Below are 21,959 nucleotides of genomic sequence, written 5' to 3'. Positions count from 1 at the left end.
TTGTACTAAAAAAGTAGCGATCGCTACTAAAGTAGTTGCGGGGACGATCGCTCTAGAAAACCCGAATGCTAATATAATTAATCAGCGATAAGCTGTGGATCATTTAAACCAGTAACGAGGCTTGTAGGTGCGTCAGGAGTAAACACTTACGCGCTTATGCGAGAAACAATTCTGTAATGACGCACCCTACTATCCTCTTTTAAATGCCGAACAGCTTAGCTGATTTAATTTCTAATGCGTTTTCGTCCAGTGGCAACAATTTTTGTGGCATCCCTGTGATATCCTTGGCTGAGCTCGCCTCCCCCAGTCTAAAACACGTTTAGCAGTTTTGGAACGAAGAATAGTAATTTGTACTGAGATTCGGGGGCAGGAGTAGAGGCTTTTAAGAATATTTACTTAAGCATAAATTTTTCTTAATACCCGGAGACAACAAGTAAAAATTAAGTAATAACTGGGTAGTGCAAGTTTCCTGAAACACAACTGCCGACAGCGAGTAGAAAATACTTGCCCCCCACGCACCAGCAGTCAAATCGGTTCTGCACAAAGGAACCAATAGCACCAGCAATAGTGTCTAAATAAGTATCTGCAGTTGAGTGTTCAGGAGCGATCGCGCATTGTGTAAAGTGAGGCAGAGGGCATATTATGAAAAGAATCTCCCAAAATAAATTTCAAAAAAATAAAAACCGAGACCAAAAGCAGCCCAATCCAGTAATCTTGGCTTTGGTGCTCACAGGAATTCTGGTATGGGAAATGTATCCGGCACTAAGACACACCGCAGCAGCTAACGCGGGCGCCATCAAAGATTCCCTTGCCCAGTTGGAAAGGCAACAGCAGCAAACCGCGCAGCAATTTTCCTCAGCCGCAGTGCCCCAAAACATCAGCTATTCGGTATTGGCACTCGATACTCTCACTTCCGAACCGGGGAATTTTGCCGAGGGTACGCGCAAAAATCCCCCGAAGCAATTGCCCGCAACCGTAGCAGAAGCAGTTCGCCGAGAGTTGTCGGACTCCACTGGCATTGCTGCTGACAAGTTGAAAGTAACTGAATCAAGCGGACAAAGTTGGCCGAATACTTGTTTAGGACTCGCGAAAGCGGATGAAATTTGCGGTCAAATGATTGTCGAAGGTTGGCGGGTTGTGGTTTCTGATGGTAGGCAAACTTGGGTTTACCGCACTAATGTTAGGGGAAATGTGTTGCGTTTGGAAAAAAAGTTACCTAGGTAAATGTACGTGAAAGGAAATATAAGTTTCCTTTTGGAACAGGCTTTTCGGCCTGTTCCACAAAGAGTGAATTTTCTTGTGGGCTTCTGGGAACAGGCTTTTCGGCCTGTTCCACAAAGAGTGAGTTTTTTTGTAGGTGGGTATCACAAGCAGGCTTTTCGGCCTGTTCCACAAAGAGTGAAGTTTCTTGTGGGCTTCTGGGAACAGGCTTTTCGGCCTGTTCCACAAAGAGTGAATTTTCTTGTGGGAAGTTTCTTGTGGGGAGTAGGGGTTGGGCTTCTAGCCCGCCCCTTGCCTTAATTTGGGACTTGGTTTCTTTCGATAATGCCACCGCCCAACAGCACATCGCCGTCATACCAAACAGCCGCTTGTCCGGGGGTAATGCTCAACTGCGGTTCGTCAAAAATCAACTTAACTCTTGTACCGCCGACTTTTTCCTCTGCTTGGGATGGTTCCACAGGAATAATTGTAGCGGGGACGGGGCGCGATCGATATCGAATCTGTACCTGAGCCCGAATCGGAGTCGTCGGTGCAGCTACAGAAACCCAATTCACTTTCTGGACTGTACATTCAGATTCTACTGCCAACTGTCGATCGCCCACAATTACCCGATTGCCAGCAGCATCAAGTTCAATCACATACAGCGGTTCCGGTGCAGCAATCCCAAGTCCTTTCCGCTGGCCGATGGTGTAGTGGTGAACACCGTCATGCTGTCCGAGCACCCGCCCTGACTTGTCCACAATGTCACCCTTTTGTGGCGCAATGTACTTATCCAGAAAAGCCCGCATCGAACCGTTACTTTCCACCAAGCACAAATCCTGACTTTCCGGCTTATCCGCAGTTGTCAAGCCAAATTCTGCCGCGATTCTGCGAGTTTCTGTCTTGGTAATTTCCCCCAAAGGAAACTCCGTACCCGCCAACAAATCCTGTGTTAGATCGTACAGGAAATAAGACTGATCTTTCGCAGGGTCGATCGCCCGCAGCAACTGATAGCGACCAGTAGCAGCATCGTAAGTAATCCTAGCGTAGTGGCCTGTAGCGATTTTTTCAATTCCGAGTTCTTCGCGAGCAAACTTAAGCATCGGCCCGAACTTCACAGTTTTATTGCACTGCGAACAAGGCAGAGGTGTAACTCCTGCACTGTAACCCTCCACCAAATAATCAATAATACTTGCCTGAAAGACCTCGCGGCTGTCAACAATGTGGTGGGGAACGCCCAAATCTTCGCAAATTTTAGCGGCATCGACCATTCCCTCAGAGCAGCACTGGCCTTTGCCCTTCATCAACCACAGCGTTAAACCCACCACTTCATATCCTTGATGGTGTAAAATTGCGGCTGCTGCGGAACTATCGACCCCGCCGGAGAGGCCTACAACAATCTTGTTCATGGTTGGGGAGAAATTGCTATTTTACTGTTACTTTGTTCGATCGAGCTAATTTATTATACCACAAGTATACTACAAATTGCCACTGCTGCTGTTAGCTGAAATTTTAGCATTAATATGACCATTCAAAAATTTGTTGTCACCGCCGACCAAATGCGGCAAATAGAAACGAGAATTTTTGCTGCGGGAATGCCAGTCGCAGCTTTAATGGAAAAAGTCGCGGGACTGATTGCTAGACGCATTCAGCAGCTTTTGAAAGCGGAAGGAAGTTCGGCAACTAGCAGTGTACGGGATTTAACGGATAGAAGGAAAAGGGAAGAAGGGAAAAAGCTTGTTAATTCTCTATTGCCAGTTATCGGCGTATTGGTTGGGCCCGGACACAACGGCGGCGATGCTTTGGTTGTTGCCCGCGAATTGCACTTTCAAGGGTTCCAAGTAGTTATTTACTGCCCGTTTTCTAAACTTAAGGAACTCACGAAAACTCACGCTGATTATGCGCGTTCTTTAAATATTCCATTTATTGATAAAGTTGAAGGGCTGAAAAACTGTGAGTTGCTCGTAGATGGTTTATTTGGATTTGGATTAGAACGAGAAATTACTAACGCCACCGCCGCAGCGATTGACGAAATAAATAATTTAAATATCCCAGTTTTCAGTATAGATATTCCATCGGGAATTCATACAGATACAGGAGAAGTTTTGGGAACGGCTATCCGGGCAAAACATACATTATGTTTGGGTTTGTGGAAAATGGCATTTCTGCAAGATAGAGCGTTAGAATATATCGGTAGTTCAGAATTAATTGATTTTGATATTACCGCAGCCGATATTGCAGCAATATTGGGTGAAACGCCAGCAATACAACGCATTACAAAAGCATGGGCAACTCAGCATTTGCCGTTACCCCGATCGCCAATTTCGCACAAATACACCAACGGTAACATACTAATTATTGCAGGTTCCCGCCGCTACAGCGGAGCCGCAATTTTGGCAGCATTGGGAGCAAGAGCAAGCGGCATCGGAATGCTATCCATTGCTGTTCCTGAGTCGCTTAAACCGATGTTGAGCTGTCAGTTGCCAGAGGCATTAGTTATAGGATGTCCCGAAACCCAAAGCGGTGCAATTAGCGAGTTACCAGTAGCAATTGATTTGAGTTCTTATGATGCGATCGCCGCAGGGCCAGGTCTGACATTGGAAGCGGCAATAGCTGTAGAATCTGTACTGGAGAGCGATCGACCTCTGGTTTTAGATGCTGACGGTTTAAATATCCTCGCTCAACTCGGCACAGTCCCGATTTTGTCCGAACGCTCAGCACTGACAATTATCACGCCTCATCCGGGCGAATTCAAGCGTTTATTTCCCGAATTAGCCGACGAAACCGGCGACGATCGAATTGCCGCAAGTCAAGCAGCAGCTCAGCTTTGCGGTGCAACGATATTGCTCAAAGGAGCCAGAGTGTGCATAAGTTGGAAGGATGAGGGCGATTCCCTACGGGATAGCTACGCTTCACGTACCATCACCTACCTCAATCCCGAAAGCACTCCAGCCCTCGCCAGAGGCGGCAGCGGCGACGTTCTCACAGGCTTGTTAGGGGGACTATTAGCAAGTGCGATCGCCCGCAAATCCCCCCCCAAATCAGTTGCTGTAACAGCAGCTTGGTGGCACGCTCAAGCCGGAATCATGGCTGCTAAAGAACGGACGGAATTAGGAGTAGATGCCTTTACTTTGACACAGTATTTAATTCCAACATTGCGAGAATTTGCTAAGGATCGTGGATTAAATAACTTCCGTAGGTTGGGTTGAGGAACGAAACCCAACAATCAAGCGTGGCGTTGGGTGGAGTGAAACGGAGGGTTCGTTCCACGGGCCCAACCTACAAAAAATGCAAGTTATTTAATTCTCATTCCTAAGTAAACAATCGACATGAGTTGGTAGAGTGCGTACCCCCCATCTTTGTATTGGGTAGGTGTGCACCGCGCACCTTAGCCCTTGGTTTGTATTGACAACGGAAGTCCTCATAAAGATATTACAACTTGCATTCCTTACGACTGACATCTTGCAGCAATATCAATAAGAGGATTTTTCGTGGGGTCGGGCGGGTTTATAGAACCTATTTGCAAGCTTTAAGGCTGTTGGCGAACCCGCCCCTACGGCTAATTGAGAATGGTGCAATATCTCAGTTACGACAAACCAACGGGTAACTCAAACGAGCGACACTCACATGAGTGACACTCTAAAAAGTGACTGTGCATCCACAAATCCCACCAGTTATACCTGAAATATCAAACACCAAAACTTAAATATTGAGAGGAACCACATTATGTACACCGAAGAAAGAAGCTTGAACAATGAAACTATGGCTCTCGTCGCCGATACTACTGCTCAATCAACTCTTGCATTTGCTGAAACCACTGGAGTAAACAAACCGACTTTGCAAAGGGGTTCAACAGGTCAAGCTGTCAAGGAACTACAACAGCTTCTATTTCATTGGGGTTATTATTTCGGGTCGATTGACGGTATTTTCGGCGTCCAAGTTTACAACGGGGTCATAGGCTATCAACACCGCGTCTTTTTAAAAGAAGATGGGATTGTCGGCCCTCTCACTTGGGAAGCACTATACTCTGGTGCACCTGTGAATATGCCGATCGTCATGAAGGGCAGTTCTGGTAATGCTGTTAAAATTGTTCAGAATGTCTTGAAAATCAATGGATACTATTTCGGATTCATTGACGGATTATTCGGGCCGATGACAAATGTAGCAGTGCGACAATTGCAACTGAGCATGGCTTTACCGCAAGATGGAATTGTCGGCTACAGAACTTGGCACGCCCTCAGCAAGTTACCGCACTAATGACTGGTTGGATTCATATCAATTCCGGTTGTACGAGCGAAATGACTGTTGACTGTTGACTCGATTTTATTATTCTGATGCAACCGGAAACGATATCACTTTCAGTAATCGCAAAAAATCTGTAGATCAATTAGGGATTTAGGCTTTGCCTAAGTCCCTAATTCTCGTTAAGGGTAAGGCAGCGCGCGGGAAGGGCGATTGATTCCCTGCGGGATAGCTTCGCTTCACGCAAATTCTGTTACCGTTCCAGGCGATGAAAAATATTCTCGACTTTTCCGTGTTTTTTTGTTAGTATATCTTAGGAAATTGGGAGCCACAATCCGGTTTTTTCCCTTCTGATTTAGTTGTAAATAGTTGCACTCAGAAAAATATTATTTCGATACTTACCTAACAAGACTTACCGATGGCAGGCTTATTCCCGGTTTCTACGAAAAATTCCAGGTTGAGTAACGAGAAATCTAGAAATCAACCGGGTTTTTAAGCCAAGCGCACGCAAGTCCCGAACTAGCCTTTGATGAACTTTTCTAATTTGTGAGCCATCTTCTCGACAATTCCCTCTGAAGTATCTGCAGCCGATGATTCAGCTTCAATACGCTTGACCACATCCTCTGAAAGATTCAGCAACTGCACTAATTTTTGATAAGCTGCGGCTTCTTCAGCGTTAATTTTTGGTTCGTCGGGAGTACGAGAACTAGAGGAAATAACTTCATAGCCGAGTTGCAAGACTAATTCCTTTTCATCTTGAGTTTCTAGTTGGCAGATCAACTCGTCAAGGGGGATATTTTGCATGATGTAATCCCGCAATTCTTGTTGCATTTGTTGTCCGTCGGTATCTGGGGCAAACAAACGACAAAAGCGATCGAGCATTAAATTAACTTCTTCTGTGGCGAGTTCGCCGTCAGCCCAGGCCATAGAAGCAACAATTCTCAGCAGATTCATTTGGCGGGGCGTAATTGATGGAGGAGGTGGGGTTTGCATAATCAAAATGGGTAATTGGTAATATTAATTCCGGTGCAACCGGAATTATTGTTGACTGTTGACTGTTGACTGTTGACTGTTGACTGTTAACTGTCAGTCGAAAAACTGAATGATAGTTGAGTATTGACGGGTGATTCAATTTTACCAGGAGGATGCTAGCGGAATTGGGAATTGGGAATTGAGCTTGATTTCTTCTGGTCTTTTCTTTCCCGTTCACCTTCTGTTAGGTCACAATTTCGATAAAGGAACTCCCAGCCATCCAGTAAAGTTTTGTTTCTGAATAGCAGTGGGCTGTTCCACCGGCACGATCGAGTAACGCATCGGGCGCGGCGGGGCGAGAGTAACAGGACAAGTCCGCAGTTCGTCTTGGTGAAAAACTGTCACCGAGACGATATCCCCAGGCTTGAAATCTTTTAGTCTCTCGCCCGCTTGTTCAGAATTTACACGAAAACCTTCGATCGCCAGCAACTCGTCCCCAGCATCAATTCCGGCCAATTGTGCCGGAGATCCTACTTCGACAAATTTAACCATTTCCCGCCCGTTTTCCGTTCCCAACGTCCAACCGATGCGAGGTATTTCGCTAGTTTCAGTTGCGGTGAGTTCCAGCCCGAAAGGTTCCAGATATTTGTTGTAAGGCAACTCTTCTGTGCCGTCTATATAGCGCGCGAAAAAGTCGCTCAAATCGATGCCGGCGACGGACTCGATCGCACTTTGCAACTGTTCTGGAGTAAAGCCTATTTCTGCGGGTAGCGAAGGAGAATTTAAGTGTCCGTTTGAGGTTAAATGCGCCGATTTGCCGTCTGTTTCCGACTTCAGGTCAAAATCGCCGTTTTGGGCAGAATTAGCATTGCCAAACTTCTGCCACATCAAACGCATCACATCGTCGAGCGATCGCTCATTGCCGTGTTTGGCGCGAATCAACAAATCGAGCAAAAACGAAACAACTTCCCCTTTCAAATAATAGGAAATCTGCGAGTTGTCGCTGTTAGAATCCCGGCGATAAAGTTTAATCCAAGCATCCCAGCTCGACTCGCTCACAGGCTGTACACTCCGCCCCGGAGTCGTCTGCAAGCGAGTAATTTCCTTAGCCATACCTTGGAAAAAACCTTTCACGCTGTAGAGACCTGAGCGAAAAGGAATCACCAAATCGTAATAACTTGTAGTGCCTTCAGAGAACCATAAAGAAGGAGTATAATTCTCTTTTTCGTAGTCAAATACTTCGAGAGCTTTCGGTCGAATGCGCTTGACATTCCACAGGTGAAAAAACTCGTGAGCTACCAACTGAATAAAGCGTTCATACTTTTCCTTAGCCCGAAAACCAAAACGCGGATAGTTGAGAGTGCAACTCTCCTTGTGTTCCAAACCGCCAAAACCAGAGCCGGACAAATGTAGGAAAAACACATAGCGTTCGTAAGGCAAACCGCCGAACATTTTTGCCTCAACTTCGATCACTTTTTGGATGTCTCGAATCGTGCGATCGGGTTCTAAATTGCCTTTCCCCCAAACAACTAGCTGGTGGGGTTTTCCCATCACTTCAAACTCGTACACTTCGTGACAGCCAATCTCAAAAGGACTATCGACAAGGGTATCAAAATCCGCAGCAGCGAAAGTAAGATTTTGGCCAGAAACAGGCGGCAAAGTAGTAACGGTGCGCCATTCCGGCTGCGGCGGCACAACGGTTACGGTGTAGCAGTTGCTCTCAAAACCGGGCAAGAAAAAGCACAAAGCCGCCGGATTGAAATAACCGTGAGTCGAGTCTAAATGATTGGTTCGCACTGTCAGTTCGTTGGCAAAAATGCGGTAGCGAACCGTGATATCGGACACCGAATCGGTCTCGATTTGCCAGTGATTTTTGCTGAGCTTGCGCCAAGGTAAAGCACGCGCGGCGTAGCTATCCCGCAGGGAATCGCCCGCCTGGGAGCTAAAATCTTGCAGGTGGCGGGCGTATTCTCGAACCAAGTAAGAACCGGGAGTCCAGACAGGCATTTTTAAATCCAGAACCGACTCCGACCAACCTTGCACGCGCAAAGTTACTTCAAAGAGATGGGATTCAGGATTGGGCATCGCCACCGAATATTGAATTGTCGGTGCTGTTAGTTGCCCCTCACGGTTGCCGGCAGCGGACGAGGTATCCAAAGAAGTAACATCAGTCATTGACTTGCCAAATTAATCAAGTGCTTGAGGTTGAGCAAATGGATAGTTTGGTGGTCTGGATCGATTTTGATCCAACCTTTACTATCGAGTTTTTCCATAATTTTGCTGGTTTCATCTAGGGTGATATCTGTGACATCAGCTAAGTCTTCATAAGGAATATTGAAGATATCTTTGCCCTCAGCAGTTTTCTGACCGTAGTTTTCTGCCAGCTCGACTAAAGTATTTGCTAGTTTAACCGCAGGCTGGCGGTTTCGGAGTTGATAGCGGAGATTGGTTTGGCGGAGTCGCCGCACCATCAGTTGCAGCATCCGGTGGTGCAATTGCGGGTCTTTAAACAGGGTTTGGATAAATCGCTGAGCTGTGACGCTGAGAAGTCGCACGGGCGATAGAGCAAGTACGTCATTCGATCGGGGAGATTCGTCCAGAATGGCCATTTCGCCGAAGAAGGCACCCCGTCCTAAAATAGCCATTGATACAGCTCGATCGTTTGACAAGCGGCGGACTTTTACCCAGCCAGACACGACAAAGTAAATCGCGTTGCCCCAAGAATCCTCCATCACCACAGCTCGGCCCGGGGGATACTCATGCTTGACGGCATTTGATAGCAGCCCTCCCAAGGTTTCTGGGTTAGCACCCTTAAATAGAGGGAATAGCTCACTGAAAGCTTCTGTCTTCATCAAAAAAATGGGTAGAAACTCCGTCCTTCTAGGACGGCTTTATATTGTCTTTTTTTGATTACTACCGCCTTGGGACTGGTTGGCGGGAGTGTGCTTTTGTGTTGCACTTTCAGCGGGACAATTACCGCCTCAAACTTCCCAGCCCTGTACGCATAGTGTTTTGCTCTTTCGAGCCTCCCTTTCGGGGTGATGTTAGCCTGCGCCTTGGTTTAGTGAGCTTGTTGGGCCCAAAGCACTGCCCCAGTGACATTAGGGCTGTTTAACCTTCAGCGACAGAGCCCAAAACTGGCTTCGCATTCAAGGAGTGTCGTGACTCAAAAAACGTAGTCAGTTAAGACGCAAGGCCCGTCAGAATGGCTTGTCAGATTACTCTTCCAAGCCTCACGCCGTCGGGGCTGAGGTTCCTGACGCAAACTCGCGGAGGTGGAAAATATGATTAGGCGACACCCAACAGCTAGGGAAAGATCGATGTTTGGGAACACAAACAATCCGTTGCTCCTTTAATTGATCATAAGGGTGGACAGGCCCGGTTCACGTAAAATTGGCAGATTCTTTAATCTTAAACGGGTTTACAAGCCTGCCACTGCCTTTTGAACTTTACCCAACAGAGGTTCTATGTATTCCGGCCAGCCGATCGCGATTGACTGCCTGTGGGCCAGAGTTTCCGGCTCGATCGCATCTTTACTCCACCTCAGCGGTTGACCTTGCAAGTCGCAACAAACCAATCCGGCTGCTTTTGCTAAAGCCAAAGGGCCGGCGGTATCCCACACTTTAACTCTGCCGTTGAGATACAGGTACAAACCAGCTCGACCGAAGATAACTTCCATAACTTTTAAGCCAAAGCTGCCCAGCGAGTAAAATTCTGCGCCGGGGATGCTTTGGGCGATCGCCAGGGCGTAGTTTTTCTGGTCTTTGTCTCCGAGAATAATTTTACAATTTTCCGCTGTCGGAGCCGGGGGTTTGCATAGGGCGATCGGCTGTGGCGCTTCGGTTCCGACACTTTGGAACAATCCCCAATCTTTGCCGCCAAAATACATTTGGTCAAAAGCCGGGGCGTAGAGCCAGCCGGCCACCGGGTTCCCTTCCAGCAGCAGCCCCACCATGGAAGCGTAGTGCAGTTTTCCCCGAATAAATTCTTCAGTCCCGTCGAGGGGATCGATGCACCAGAGGCGCTGGTAATTGGCGCAGTAAGCTGTTCTGGAGGCGACGTTTTCCTCGGTGATCCTGCCGTCTTCAGGAAACAAAGCGCTAAATGCTGCCGATAGTTGTCGGTCTAGGTATTGATCGATACTCGTCACGTAGTCGTTGGGCCCTTTCTCGGAAACTTCAAAAGGTTCGGCTGCTAGCTTGTAAGCTTCTTGACCGCACTCGCGCAGGGTGTAGCGAATTTTTTGGTCTTGCTCTGGAGAAATATACATGAGGTTAAACATAAATTTTTTAGCTAACTTCAGCATAAAAGCTTAAGTCCTTGGAATCGATCGGCGCGTGTCATTCGATTTTAGATTTTAGATTTTAGATTTTGGATTGACTTGCGCGAGATCAATTCGGGGGACGCAAGGATTTGAGATTTTAGATTTTGGATTGATTTGCGCGAGATAAATCACGTGGCGGTACCATCTAGAAATTCTTGGTCACTGTTTTTGATTCGTACAGGATTTGGGCGCGGGTGTCGATAAACCCGGTTTCCTAACCGTCAGCGCGGTTGCGATACAAGCCCCAGACAGGATCGATCTGATGTGCTGCACCATTGTCAATAATCCTTTTACGAACAGGCTTTCCGGCCTGTTCCACAAGAAATTTATCTTTTGTAGAACGGGCCCCAGAGCCCGTTCTTGAGAATGGTGCAAGATGTGAGATTGATGGAACTCAAAAAAATTTACACATGAGGGAGAACCCCCCAGATTTATCTAAAATCTAAAATCTAAAATCTAAAATCTAAAATCGACCGATCGATCGTACCAGCACTTTCAACAGCAGAGGATAGAATCTTCAGAGGTTAGATAATTTGTGCCAGCACCAGAATAAATATAAGGAGAATACTTTGAAATACCATTTGGCATTAGGTCGCAAAATAGACCTAGATGGAATTGACCGCGATGCACAACTAGGCAAATGTCCTCGCCACGTCCTGCGGGCCCTCAGAGAGAGCTTAAATGCCACCGTTCACGCCCCGGATGGCGAAGCGATCTCGTTGAGCGACAAGCTGCGATCGAAAATTTCTTCTAAACCCGAACATTGGGCCGCCGCGCGCAAATTGTCCGAGCAAGTCAGCAGCGACGACGTGATATTTTGTAACGGCGAGGACATTGGCATTCCAGTGGCGGCGGTTTGCGGGGCTAAGCCCGATCGCCCGAAAATTGTTGTACATTTCCACAATATCGATCGGCTGCGCGGCCGCGTCGCCCTGAAACTATTTGGTTTGGCTGACAAAATTGACGTGTTCATGGCTTGCGCCAGCCCTCAAACTGACTTCCTCCGCAGTTATTTAGCTTTACCTGAATCCCGGATTTTAGTGCATCTAGACCAGACAGACACTAAGTTTTTCACACCCGGCCCCGTTTCTGGCGATAAAAAGCGACAAACGATTGTTAGCGTCGGGTTAGAAAAGCGCGACTACCGACTCCTAGCAGCAGCAACTGCTGACTTAGATGTTGACGTAAAAATTAGCGGTTTTTCTAAAGATGCCAAAGCTTTATCGCAAGCTTTCCCCGATACTATGCCAGAAAATATGTCCCGCAAGTTCTACGAATGGCCGGATTTAGTGCAGCTTTATCGCGATGCAGACGTAATTGCAGTTTGTTTGGCGGAAAATAAATATGCTGCTGGAGTGCAGGGTTTGCTAGAAGCAATGGCCTGCAAGCGGCCGGTCGTCATTACTCGGACTCAAGGTATGGTCGATTATTTAGCCACCCCGGATATTGCCAAAGTGGTAGATGTGGGAGATGCAGCAGGTTTGCGCGAGGCGATCGTCCATTTGCTTTCAAATCCTCAAGAAGCTGAATCTCAAGCGCAGCGGGGGTACGAAATGGTTGTGAACCAGCACAGCAGCGAACCTTATGTCGATGTTTTAGCCCAGAAGCTGCGATCGCTTTAAACTCGTAATATCAGCAACGGGATCTCCGGCCCGTTCCACAAAACAGAAACTTGGTTGTGGAACAGACCGGAGAGCCTGTTGATTAAAAACTGGTAAAACAAGCCGGAAAGCCTGTTGATTAAAAATCACGACTCGCGTCCACTCGCCCACTTATCCCGCCATTTCACAGTCCCTTCCGAAACTAAAACCCAGCGGCGACAAACCAGGTTTTCTCGCAGCGGCGACAGTCCTTCCCGTAGCAGCGCATACTTATAAGAAATCAACTTCCCCGCACTTTCATTAAAAGGAATTTCCCCAAACCAAGTATTAGTATTGATATACTCCAAGGGGTAGCCCTTACTAATATCCCAATTCCCCAACTCAGGGCAATCTCCAATCACCACAATTCTTTCCCCAGGCTGAGTTCTAACGCTGTTAAGCTGCGCCCGCACAATAGTTTTCGCCTTAACTCGTTCTCCGACGCGACTAAAAATCATTACTTCCCGCGAACCCAACTCTAAATTATACAGCATCCCGTCTTTAACTTCAAACTTGCGGCGCGATAAAACCTCCGTATGCTCTCCATCAGGCAACTCAGTATCCACCTCTTTAAGTGTCACAGAATTGCCACGATTCATCGCTACAAACACCACAGAATCGCGATAGCGGCGCACGTAACAATAAACATCAGGAGTTAGATACTTTTGCCACTGACTCCCCATCGAAATAGCTGGATTCAGCCGTCGCAATCCCGACAGCAAACGCACATCTCGGTAAATCGGCGCATCATTATCCCACTTTTCCATCATCGGGCGGTTGTAAGGGTCATTCCCCCCATCTGTATCATCGTGCAGATACTGTTCAGTGCCGTAATAAATGCAGGGAATACCGCGAGTCGTCATAATTAAACATATCGCCAAATGCAGCATTTCTGGATCGGGATTCAACGACTGAAACCTCGGCATATCGTGGTTGTCAATAAAAGTAATTAACTCCGTCGCCCCGTAGTAGCGGTGATCCAAATTCAGGACATCTTGGACTAACTTAAATCCCGCGCCCGCACCCTTCCCCAATACTTCTCGAATTGCCACGCACAGACCAAAATCTAAAATAGTCATCCCCGACTCGTTGGCAAATTCCACAGAACGATCGTTTCTAGGGTCGCTGTAAATCCATTCGCCAAAAATGAAAACATCAGGTCTGTGTGTTAAAATGTCAGCATTAAATTCCTGCCAAAACCAAATAGGCATATGCTTGACTGTATCAACCCGCAAAGCATCAACACCTCTGTCCAGCCATTGTTTAATTGCTGACTTAATGTAATTGCGGTAGGCAATATTGTTTTCGTTAAAAGTTGCTAAACCAGAAAGTTCGCAGTTTTGGACTTGCCATTCATCTTCCCAGTTTGTGACTTCGCCGTAGTGGTGATACCAGTCATCTTCATCGTCGTTAAAGTCAGCTATTTTTACGCCATCATCGTAGAGTTCCCCTTTTTTACCGCTAAAATCTGGGTTGCTGTGATTGCAGACAATATCAAGTACGAGTTTCATGTTTCGCTGGTGCAACTCGTGTACTAATTTGTCAAATACGGTATCTTTAGTTTCTTGTGTTTGGTTGATAGAAGGATTGTCGCCTGTGGCAATAAAGCGGGGATTTAATCGCTTAAAATCTTTAGTCCAGTATCCGTGAATTGCAGCTTGTTCGACAAATAATGCTTCCACTTGCTCGAACAGTGGAGTCAGCCAAACTGCAGTAACTCCCATATCTTTTAAGTAATCGAGTTTGTCGATAACTCCCTGCAAGTCGCCGCCCCAATATTTGCCCCAATCTTTCCCTTCTGGATCGTAAAGTTCTGGGTTGGGGCCTTCGTTATTTTCGGGGTCGCCGTCGTAAAAGCGATCGACTACAATGAAATAAATTGTTTCTTGTCGGAATTCAATGTCTCTGGTGTAGAGAAACTCTAAATCGATTTCGCTTTCTGGCTTAACTTCTTCTACCAGAGACTCAATTTTTTCTTCTGGTTCGCTAACTTCGTATTGAGAAGAAGTTTGATTGGGAGTGACTGATGTCATGAGATGTATTTTTTTTTATTGTAAGATTGGTCAGTTATTCGGAGCTAGAGTCGGAGATAGCTTTCCCATCTGACTGACTTTTACAGCATCATACGGAATTTACTGGTTTAATGAAATCTTCCTTTAGAGAGAGGGCAGACTCATCCTTGAGGATTATGTGGATGAGAGTTAATATTTGGTTTCATTCTCAATCAAAGAGGCAGAGACTCAAAAACCAGCGCTACCAGGCCGATCCTAGTAGCGAGAAAAGGTGTACTAATTGTGCGATCGTACTTTTTCCCTTTCTTTCTTTCATTCCTATCGCAAGTTTTGGATATCTTCAACACTCAAACCAGTTGTTTGACTAATTGTTTGATTGTCAAGGACATTGAGAAGTTGCCTAGCAATTTCTAGAGCCTTTTCTCTCATTCCTAGCGCGACTCCTTCTTCTCTGCCTTCTTCTATACCCTTTGCGATTCCTTTTTCAATTCCCTTGAGCAAGACACCCTGCTGATCGAGAATAAACATTTCGCGTTCTTCTAAATCTGCCAACTCCTCTGGATTCAAGTTAGTTTCATTGGCAATCGCAAAGGCTTGCTGTATTTCCGAGACTGTTTCCATTGTTTGCGGTACCACTTCCAAACAGGGAGCATTTTTCATAAAATAAACCCACTTGTCAGTCAAAGTTTCTAATTCATCCAATTGTTTATTGAATTTCGGCAACTCGATAAATATCAGTTCTATCTCTGGATCGACATAATCAAATAAACGCTTTTTCTCCTTGAACACAAAATGAGAAATTATTTCTGGGTCATTGTTAAACATTTCAAAATCAGTAATTGTCAAAGCAATTACAGGTTTTAACTTAAAGTAACCTTGACCGCGAATCAGTTGAGTTGAGTAAGTTTTCGCAGTATTGTAAACCACCCGTTTCGCAAAAGATTCTACATTTAAAACTTGCATCTCGATAATTACAGTTGCGCCGCCTTCAAGCCGGGCTTTGACATCCAGGTAAGAGTCTTTGAGATACTGTACTCTTGATGCTAAATACGGGTCGATAATTTATAAGTCAGCGATGGTGGGATTACCATCATAAATCATGGCATTGAGAAAGCTGATTAAGATTGGTTTGCTTTGATTGGATCCGAATATTTTTTTGAATGCAAACTCGATTTTGGGGTTAATGAATCTCATGGTGATTTTTCGTTTTCTGAGCTTTTTAACGATTCAATCTATCTGGTAATCAGGAGCAAAACATTCTTATTCTGTCAAATCGACTTGTCGAATCTCTTCTAGCGTCATATCCAAGCATTGCGCGATCTGCTCGTCGCTCAAACCGACGGCTTGCAAGCGTTTAATCGCCTCCATTTTCGCCCGCTGCTTTCCCCGCAAAAACTCAGGCTACTCTTCCTGCGATGTGCAGACATTCAGCGCTCCGATTAAATGACCACGAGCAACATGATTGCCACTAATGACGCTTCCAGTAACATTGCTAATCATCGACTTCCGAATCAGTGCCGATCGCAAATTTAACTTATTAACCTCTTCTCCAAAAGCATCAGAGAACAACTCCCATAGCTCGTAGCCCACATCTTTAGCATAACCCTCAGTACAATTCAGCGCTTGGGCAATATCGCCATACTTTTGCCGCTTCAAAACGCCCTCAATCACACCAACTTGCATATCATCTAAATGCTTGCCAGTTTTCGCAAAGACCACTTCATCTGCAAAAGCCAGTGCTTCCTTAACGTTCACCCGCGCCTCCTCACAATATCCGAGCGATCGAACTAAAACCGTCTAGATCCGACTATTTTCGCCTTGAATACAAAAACGATTAAAGCTTTATCAAAACTTTTTATATTATACGACTTTATCCGACCTTTTTCGACTATACAAATTAATTGGCAAGCTGTAGCATTGTGAAAGTAAAACAATCGCTCAAAAAGACTAACTTATGACGACTACCCAACTCGCTCTAGACAAAAAAGCAAATCCTTTGATGATGCACCTGAGCATCTTGCCCAAGTACGGCATCACCGCCGAGGAGACTTTTAGCTACGATCCCACCACGCAGACCTCCAACATCACCTCCATGAGTGGCTCCTGGTGTAATCGCAGTGGCTCCACTGTTAGGCAGTTTGACGAGAATGATGATGACCAGCAAGAGGACGACTAGAATTTGCTCTGGCTAAGGTCGTCTTTTGCTTGCCATCTGATTTCTTGAAAGACCTGCATGAATTTTTGCATGACAGGTCTTTCACTGTCAATTTTATTTCAATTGGTTTGGTTGTGATACCCGTTTCCAAAAATAATGCAATCCCCTATAAGATCCAAACCCATACAGAATCCGTAATTTTTCATCTCAAATCTCAAATCTAAAATATAAAATAGTATGACAGACCTTTTAATCGTGACTTCCGAGACAGACATTCATGCAGATGTCGTTATCAACGAATTGCAAAAATCAAATATTCGAGCAATTCGATTGAATTCAGAAAGTTTTATAAAAAAAAGCAAATATGCTTACTCGTGGCAAGCTTCGGGCAATCCCAGTCAAAGTTTTTTGTCTTTTGAAGACTCTTTGAGAGAAGTTCAAGATGTTGGCGTGATTTGGTGGCGAAAACCAGAAGATTATCAAGTGTTTCCAGAAGTTGATGATGCTTGGGCAATCAAGTATTGTCAAGAAGAAACAGAATCTTTAATGTACTCTCTGTCTGGCTTATATCCCAAAGCGAGGTGGGTCAATAACTACTACAAAATTAGATTGCCTTCCCATCGCATCAATCAGATTCCAATTGCTCAAAAACTGGGAATTACTATCCCTCCAACACTCGTAACCAATTCCTACGATGCTGCTTGCAACTTTGTGACACAACAGGGTAAGTGCATTGTCAAACCGATGCGCTACTCTGGATTCCTACATGATGAAAAGCAGTATGCTTGCTATACTCGCCCCATTGATGTAGAAACACTTGAAGCATTTCGAGAGAGCATTCGATTAGCGCCTGTTTTTATTCAAAAACGCATTCAAAAGAAGGCAGAATATCGCGTTACATTAATCGGCAAGCATGATTTTGTCTGTCGCATTGATGCCAAACATATCAACGATTCAGATGTGACTTTAGATTGGCGCGTCACCGAACCGGATAAACTCGTTCACGTTCCCGACAATTTGCCGATCGACTATCTCAACAAACTTCATCAAATGCTTGACGAATTTGGTTTGAATTTTGGTGCATTCGATATCATTCGCGATGAGGACGACACGCTCTATTTTATCGAACTCAATCCTAACGGACAGTGGTATTGGATCGAAATTCTCACTAAAATGCCTATGGTTCGCGCAATGGTGGAACTCATCGAAGATTTAGCGCTTCAATATCAACAGGATTGCTGAATTCTGTCTTGCATAAGGATTCTTCGGTTAGATCCCCGACTTCTTGGAGAAGTCTGGGATCTGGATATTCTGTTTTTTTAGGTGGGCTTATTTATCCGAAAAAAGAACGATCGCCCTACATCTACCCCAACCCTAGCTAACTACAGCCACCGCCGACTTTGGAACCTGAGAATGCTCCACCCGAAAAACATTCGCGCTCAGATTAGCAACAACTTGTTTTCCCTGCTGCGTCAGTTCCAAATAGCCGATCGCATCCTTCACATACCGATGAACCACATTCCAATAAAACTTCGGATAACCATCCCGCAACTCCCCCGGATTCTGATAGCCCAAAACCCGATTTTGCCCAGTCTCCTCAAACTCGTAAAACAGCGCCGCAATCTTTTGCAAATATCGCGGATCGCTCAATTGACCAATTAAATCAGCAGCCCGAACTAAACCCGGATAATTTACAGTATCTTGATAATCTTCATCTGTAGGAACTGGGAAACGAGTCAGCTCAATATTATGCTTAACCAGCTCAGCGTCAATCAGTTTGTGACCGCCAAAACGCTCGTCAATAAACATTTTTCCGCGATCGACATGATAAAGCATCAAACTAGCATCCGTGGCCCCCGGAGGCAGCGTTAATTTCAGGTCGCCTATTCCCGTCGCATACAGTCCCAAATCTGTTCTATCTTGCCTGCAAACACCTTTAACATACCCGATATCGTGACATAGCAAAGCAATGTGGAAGTGCAGCCAATCTTCGCAGGAAACACCCCCTTCGCGGATGTGCTTCCCCCCCAGAATTGCTTGTCCCACCAAGGTCACTAAAATAGTGTGTTCGACATTATGGTAAAGAGCATCGCTATTAGCAATATTTTCTAAAGCCATACTCGCCACCCAAGCAATAATCTCACCATAGTCAGATTTAAACCCGCCATAAGTGTGGCGGTAGCCTTCAATCAGGCGATTGACAAAAGCCTTAATCAGCAGTTCAGTTGCGTTAAACATATTCACTTCCCTGAGCCCACGTAGATTATTAAATTATTTTTATAGTTATTGTTTTTGCTGCTACCGTTTGATGTTATTTTTGGCTTAAGCGCCACGATGGATACCCACTCCTATCGAGAGGCATCCATTGATATTATCAACAATTATGGCTTAAATTATGGCTCTCGCAACTACCAGAGCGACATACCCCATAAATAATTGATATCAAGGGGCGATCGAGGTATGACACCCCTCAATCAGTAGTACAGGGTTACATCTTCGGCGCATACCTCAGTAGATTTTAGATTTTAGATTTACTCCACAGATACATCTGGGGGCGGGAACTAATATCTAAAATTTTGGGTTGCTCACTACTGTTGTCGGAAACTTGTATCTGTTATGGCTGACCCCGCCCAACAACCAGAGCGAGCGAAAGCGTAACCCCATTAATTCCTCATGGACAGGATTAAGCTTGCACATAGGCAGTACGTGGAAAAAATAGTGTCCCAATAACTAGATATATCTCTGACAAGAACACCGTGCGAGTATAAGTTAGCACACCACTGAGTTACTGGTGGCTTTCCCACTGCAATGCTATCGAGCCACTGTCGCATTTGTTGCACGAGGATCTCGCAAAAAGTTAAGTCTTGGCACTGATTTTCCGGGAAAATACTTGTAGTCAACTTCACGATCGATCTCAGTAATCATTACTAACAAAAACTTATGAATCACCCGACTTAATCCTCAACGAAACCCACTGTTGCTCCAGTGACGTGAATAAGTTTTATGGGTGACACTCACAGTCGCAAAATGTGATGCGAAAAGCTAGCATTTGTGATTTAAAAGTCGCTAAAGTGTGAGACAGATCACGCCCTCTGTTCCCTCCAGAATGTATATTTAGATAGATGGCAATAAAATAAGACAGAATAACTAGCCGCCTCCCTCGCATATCCCCTCTCCCATCATCTGCGATCGACGACTCTGTATACTTACTAATATAAGGTTTCAGGCAATGATTAAACAAAAACATAAATATGCCGACCTTGCTCAACTCCCCCACACAGATACCGTGCTCCAAAAACTCCCTGTAGAAGTTAAAGAATGGGCCCAAAGCTTGCCTTGGAACCAACGGCGCTATGTCTTGTCTCTCTGCTACATATTGTGTGCATCTACTCCCGACTTGCAAGCAGAATTTTTAGATAATTATACAGCCGACGGTTTAGTTTCAAAAATGTTTGAAGATGTAGATACTCTACACCGAGTCAAAGAGTATTTAATCAGATTTAGGGTCAAAAAACAATTAAACGAATCAGATTTAAGAAGCTACATCAAACAATTTTATATCCACTCAGCTCAACAATCGCTCCGAGAAACTGACCAATATTTAGAATCTGCACTCCGCTTCGTGTTGAGTACAGAAGAACGCAATAATGTTTTTAACTACATTTTGGGCTTTGAATTTATTAAAATTGTGTTTCAAATGAGCTGGTTGCAACACGAAAGATTAGCGAGACTCCAAAAAAATCAGTCGCAGTTTATTGAGGCCTATATCAAGCCGATTCAACACGCACACAGAATTAATGGCATAATTCTCCCGAAAGATGAGAGAATATTTTTTGCCCGACGCACCTATTACGTTCAACTACCTAACATTTCCTATAGAAGACTTATTGAGTTAGTCATGGCAACTTTTACTACAGAAATGGTGAGTAATTGCGGATTTTCTATCAGTCGCCACTCTCAAGCTCTGCGTTTTGACTGCGATTACATTTATGATCCAGAACCAGAAGAAGAAAGATTTCCTACTGACTTGCAATTTATTCATTAACTGTACGCAGTAAGGTGTATCCTAAGTTGCTGTTTTCTATTTACTTTTATTGGCGCTTTGGGCACAGGATAGTTTTTGAAGTATGGGACTTCTAGTCGGCCGGTTAAAATCGGATGTTGCAGCCTGATTTCATAAAATAGAATGGCTGTATCCATTAACCTTCCGCTTGCATTTCTTCAATGTCAAACCAGCTAACTATCACTCCCGCTAGCGGAATTGCTAGAAATATGCCTAAAAGTCCTGCTGATCTTGCCCCCACTAACAGTGCAAAAAATACCACTACCGGATTGAGGTTAAGGGAATTTTGCATCAGTCTGGGATGAATAAAGTTGTCTTGAATTTGCTGCAAAACAATGCAAGCTGCCAATACTTTTAAAGCTAGCCACACATTTTGAGACAATACAATAAAACAAACTAAGCTAATCCCCAGCGTGGCTCCAATCCCTGGAACTAAATCAAACAATCCGATAATAAATGCTAAAATTAAAGGAAATCTCACATCTAACAGTAGGAAAATTCCAAAACTAGCTGTTGTCAAAAATAACATTAACAGAATTTGTGCCTGAAAAAATCCTAAAAAGTTTTTCTCTATTGTTATACTTAAACGCCTGTGCAGGTGTCGAGGTATAAACTTGAGAACTAACAGCCACAGCCTCTCTCCATCAAGTAACATGAAAGAAGCTACCACCATAATTAATATTAAATTTAATAAATTGGTTAAAAATACTTGTAAGAAAGCAATACTCCAAACAACTCCAGATAAAGCTTGATTTCGCAGTTGTTCCTCAATAACTCGCAGGTTAACTTGCAGGTTTCTCGCCCGCAGGAATGCTTCGAGGCGCTCGGACAGAGGCGCCAGAGCATTCACAAATTCAGTCAGGCTGTCAATTAATTGCTGTCCTTGAGATAAAAGAGTGACGCCTACAGTGACGGTGAGACCGCCAAAAACTAAAATGGTGAGCAAGACAACGAAGGCGACAGCTAAACTTCGCGGTAAAAATCTCTGGAGAGTTCGCACCGGATAGTTGAGCAAAAAAGCCACGAGTGCAGCAATGGTGAAAACCGCGACTGCTGTTTCAAAGTAAGCTAAAAGTTGCAGTCCAGCCCAACCAGAAGCAAATAAAAGCAAAAACCGGACTAAGGCTAAATTGCTTAGCATATTCCAAAAATTGGGAGGAGTTCTGTCTTGCTCTTTCACAGGGATTTTTAGGGGTTAATATTATAGCTCAAAAATATTGCAGAGCTCTCTTTTAGAATCGCACCCAATATATATCTGCGGCTATCCCCCTCAAGGCAGAAAACAGATGTCGAACTGAGGCAGGAGTGGGTTCTATTCACCATAAGTTCGATCGTCCCCAATACCGAATCA

General features: G+C 44.9%; 18 protein-coding genes and 1 pseudogene. 7 read left to right on the top strand and 12 right to left on the bottom strand.

Annotated elements, in window-relative coordinates:
• Positions 1 to 642: 642 nt before the first annotated feature.
• Complete coding sequence (locus QT984_RS13365) at positions 643 to 1,224, top strand: hypothetical protein (protein ID WP_333054013.1); 582 nt, start codon at positions 643 to 645, stop codon at positions 1,222 to 1,224.
• Here the strand turns inward: QT984_RS13365 and QT984_RS13360 are convergent.
• Positions 1,217 to 1,447, bottom strand: a complete 231-nt coding sequence (locus QT984_RS13360; protein WP_333209433.1) for a hypothetical protein — start codon at positions 1,445 to 1,447, stop codon at positions 1,217 to 1,219. The genes QT984_RS13365 and QT984_RS13360 overlap by 8 nt on opposite strands.
• Before the next feature lie 70 nt (positions 1,448 to 1,517).
• On the bottom strand, positions 1,518 to 2,609 hold the full coding sequence (mnmA, locus tag QT984_RS13355) for a tRNA 2-thiouridine(34) synthase MnmA (protein ID WP_333054014.1): 1,092 nt from the start codon (positions 2,607 to 2,609) through the stop codon (positions 1,518 to 1,520).
• Between the two features lie 114 nt (positions 2,610 to 2,723).
• Between mnmA and QT984_RS13350 the strand changes: the two genes are divergently transcribed.
• Complete coding sequence (locus QT984_RS13350) at positions 2,724 to 4,409, top strand: NAD(P)H-hydrate dehydratase (protein ID WP_333374173.1); 1,686 nt, start codon at positions 2,724 to 2,726, stop codon at positions 4,407 to 4,409.
• A 517-nt stretch (positions 4,410 to 4,926) separates the two neighbouring features.
• Positions 4,927 to 5,457, top strand: a complete 531-nt coding sequence (locus QT984_RS13345; protein WP_333209438.1) for a peptidoglycan-binding protein — start codon at positions 4,927 to 4,929, stop codon at positions 5,455 to 5,457.
• A 504-nt stretch (positions 5,458 to 5,961) separates the two neighbouring features.
• On the opposite strand, the gene QT984_RS13340 is transcribed toward QT984_RS13345, so the two are convergent.
• The 4 genes from QT984_RS13340 to QT984_RS13325 all read right to left on the bottom strand — a co-directional run bounded on the left by QT984_RS13340 (position 5,962) and on the right by QT984_RS13325 (position 10,696).
• Positions 5,962 to 6,435 (bottom strand): TerB family tellurite resistance protein, encoded by a 474-nt coding sequence (locus QT984_RS13340; RefSeq protein ID WP_333054017.1) that lies wholly within the window; start codon positions 6,433 to 6,435, stop codon positions 5,962 to 5,964.
• Between the two features lie 228 nt (positions 6,436 to 6,663).
• Positions 6,664 to 8,589, bottom strand: a complete 1,926-nt coding sequence (locus tag QT984_RS13335; RefSeq protein ID WP_333374169.1) for a M61 family metallopeptidase — start codon at positions 8,587 to 8,589, stop codon at positions 6,664 to 6,666.
• Positions 8,586 to 9,266 carry a Crp/Fnr family transcriptional regulator gene (locus tag QT984_RS13330; RefSeq protein ID WP_333054019.1) on the bottom strand — a complete coding sequence of 227 codons (681 nt, stop codon included), beginning with the start codon at positions 9,264 to 9,266 and terminating at the stop codon, positions 8,586 to 8,588. The genes QT984_RS13335 and QT984_RS13330 overlap by 4 nt, the downstream gene beginning before the upstream one ends.
• Positions 9,267 to 9,835: 569 nt before the next feature.
• On the bottom strand, positions 9,836 to 10,696 hold the full coding sequence (locus QT984_RS13325; protein ID WP_333054020.1) for an inositol monophosphatase family protein: 861 nt from the start codon (positions 10,694 to 10,696) through the stop codon (positions 9,836 to 9,838).
• A 611-nt stretch (positions 10,697 to 11,307) separates the two neighbouring features.
• Here QT984_RS13325 and QT984_RS13320 point away from each other — a divergent pair.
• Positions 11,308 to 12,360 carry a glycosyltransferase family 4 protein gene (locus tag QT984_RS13320; protein ID WP_333231966.1) on the top strand — a complete coding sequence of 351 codons (1,053 nt, stop codon included), beginning with the start codon at positions 11,308 to 11,310 and terminating at the stop codon, positions 12,358 to 12,360.
• Between the two features lie 125 nt (positions 12,361 to 12,485).
• Here the strand turns inward: QT984_RS13320 and QT984_RS13315 are convergent, their stop codons facing one another.
• The 3 genes and pseudogenes from QT984_RS13315 to QT984_RS13305 form a co-directional block, all read right to left on the bottom strand.
• Entirely contained in the window at positions 12,486 to 14,411 is a 1,926-nt protein-coding gene (locus QT984_RS13315; protein ID WP_333054022.1) for an alpha-amylase family glycosyl hydrolase, read from the bottom strand.
• A 297-nt stretch (positions 14,412 to 14,708) separates the two neighbouring features.
• A pseudogene (locus QT984_RS13310) lies at positions 14,709 to 15,584 on the bottom strand (Rpn family recombination-promoting nuclease/putative transposase).
• Positions 15,585 to 15,791: 207 nt separating this feature from the next.
• Entirely contained in the window at positions 15,792 to 16,145 is a 354-nt protein-coding gene (locus QT984_RS13305) for a hypothetical protein (protein WP_333271128.1), read from the bottom strand.
• A 199-nt stretch (positions 16,146 to 16,344) separates the two neighbouring features.
• Here QT984_RS13305 and QT984_RS13300 point away from each other — a divergent pair, with 199 nt between their 5' ends.
• Positions 16,345 to 16,566, top strand: a complete 222-nt coding sequence (locus QT984_RS13300) for a hypothetical protein (protein WP_333054024.1) — start codon at positions 16,345 to 16,347, stop codon at positions 16,564 to 16,566.
• A 216-nt stretch (positions 16,567 to 16,782) separates the two neighbouring features.
• Complete coding sequence (locus QT984_RS13295) at positions 16,783 to 17,787, top strand: MvdC/MvdD family ATP grasp protein (protein ID WP_333054025.1); 1,005 nt, start codon at positions 16,783 to 16,785, stop codon at positions 17,785 to 17,787.
• Positions 17,788 to 17,919: 132 nt separating this feature from the next.
• Here QT984_RS13295 and QT984_RS13290 read toward each other — a convergent pair whose 3' ends face one another.
• Positions 17,920 to 18,783: an Npun_R2479 family HD domain-containing metalloprotein gene (locus QT984_RS13290; protein WP_333209448.1), complete on the bottom strand. Its 864-nt coding sequence runs from the start codon at positions 18,781 to 18,783 to the stop codon at positions 17,920 to 17,922.
• Positions 18,784 to 19,113: 330 nt separating this feature from the next.
• Positions 19,114 to 19,272, bottom strand: a complete 159-nt coding sequence (locus QT984_RS29805; protein ID WP_445243025.1) for a Mo-dependent nitrogenase C-terminal domain-containing protein — start codon at positions 19,270 to 19,272, stop codon at positions 19,114 to 19,116.
• Between the two features lie 502 nt (positions 19,273 to 19,774).
• On the opposite strand from QT984_RS29805, the gene QT984_RS13285 reads away from it, so the two are divergent.
• On the top strand, positions 19,775 to 20,590 hold the full coding sequence (locus tag QT984_RS13285) for a cobyrinic acid a,c-diamide synthase (protein ID WP_333054027.1): 816 nt from the start codon (positions 19,775 to 19,777) through the stop codon (positions 20,588 to 20,590).
• A 154-nt stretch (positions 20,591 to 20,744) separates the two neighbouring features.
• On the opposite strand, the gene QT984_RS13280 is transcribed toward QT984_RS13285, so the two are convergent.
• Positions 20,745 to 21,788, bottom strand: coding sequence for an AI-2E family transporter (locus QT984_RS13280; protein ID WP_333054028.1), 1,044 nt, complete (start codon positions 21,786 to 21,788; stop codon positions 20,745 to 20,747).
• Between the last annotated feature and the right edge of the window lie 171 nt (positions 21,789 to 21,959).

Origin of the sequence: Microcoleus sp. Z1_B2 (assembly GCF_036700325.1) — a bacterium.
Taxonomy (GTDB): Bacteria; Cyanobacteriota; Cyanobacteriia; order Cyanobacteriales; family Microcoleaceae; genus Microcoleus.
The sequence above is the reverse complement of the archived record's forward strand: the minus strand, read 5'-3'. Positions and strand labels throughout refer to the sequence as shown.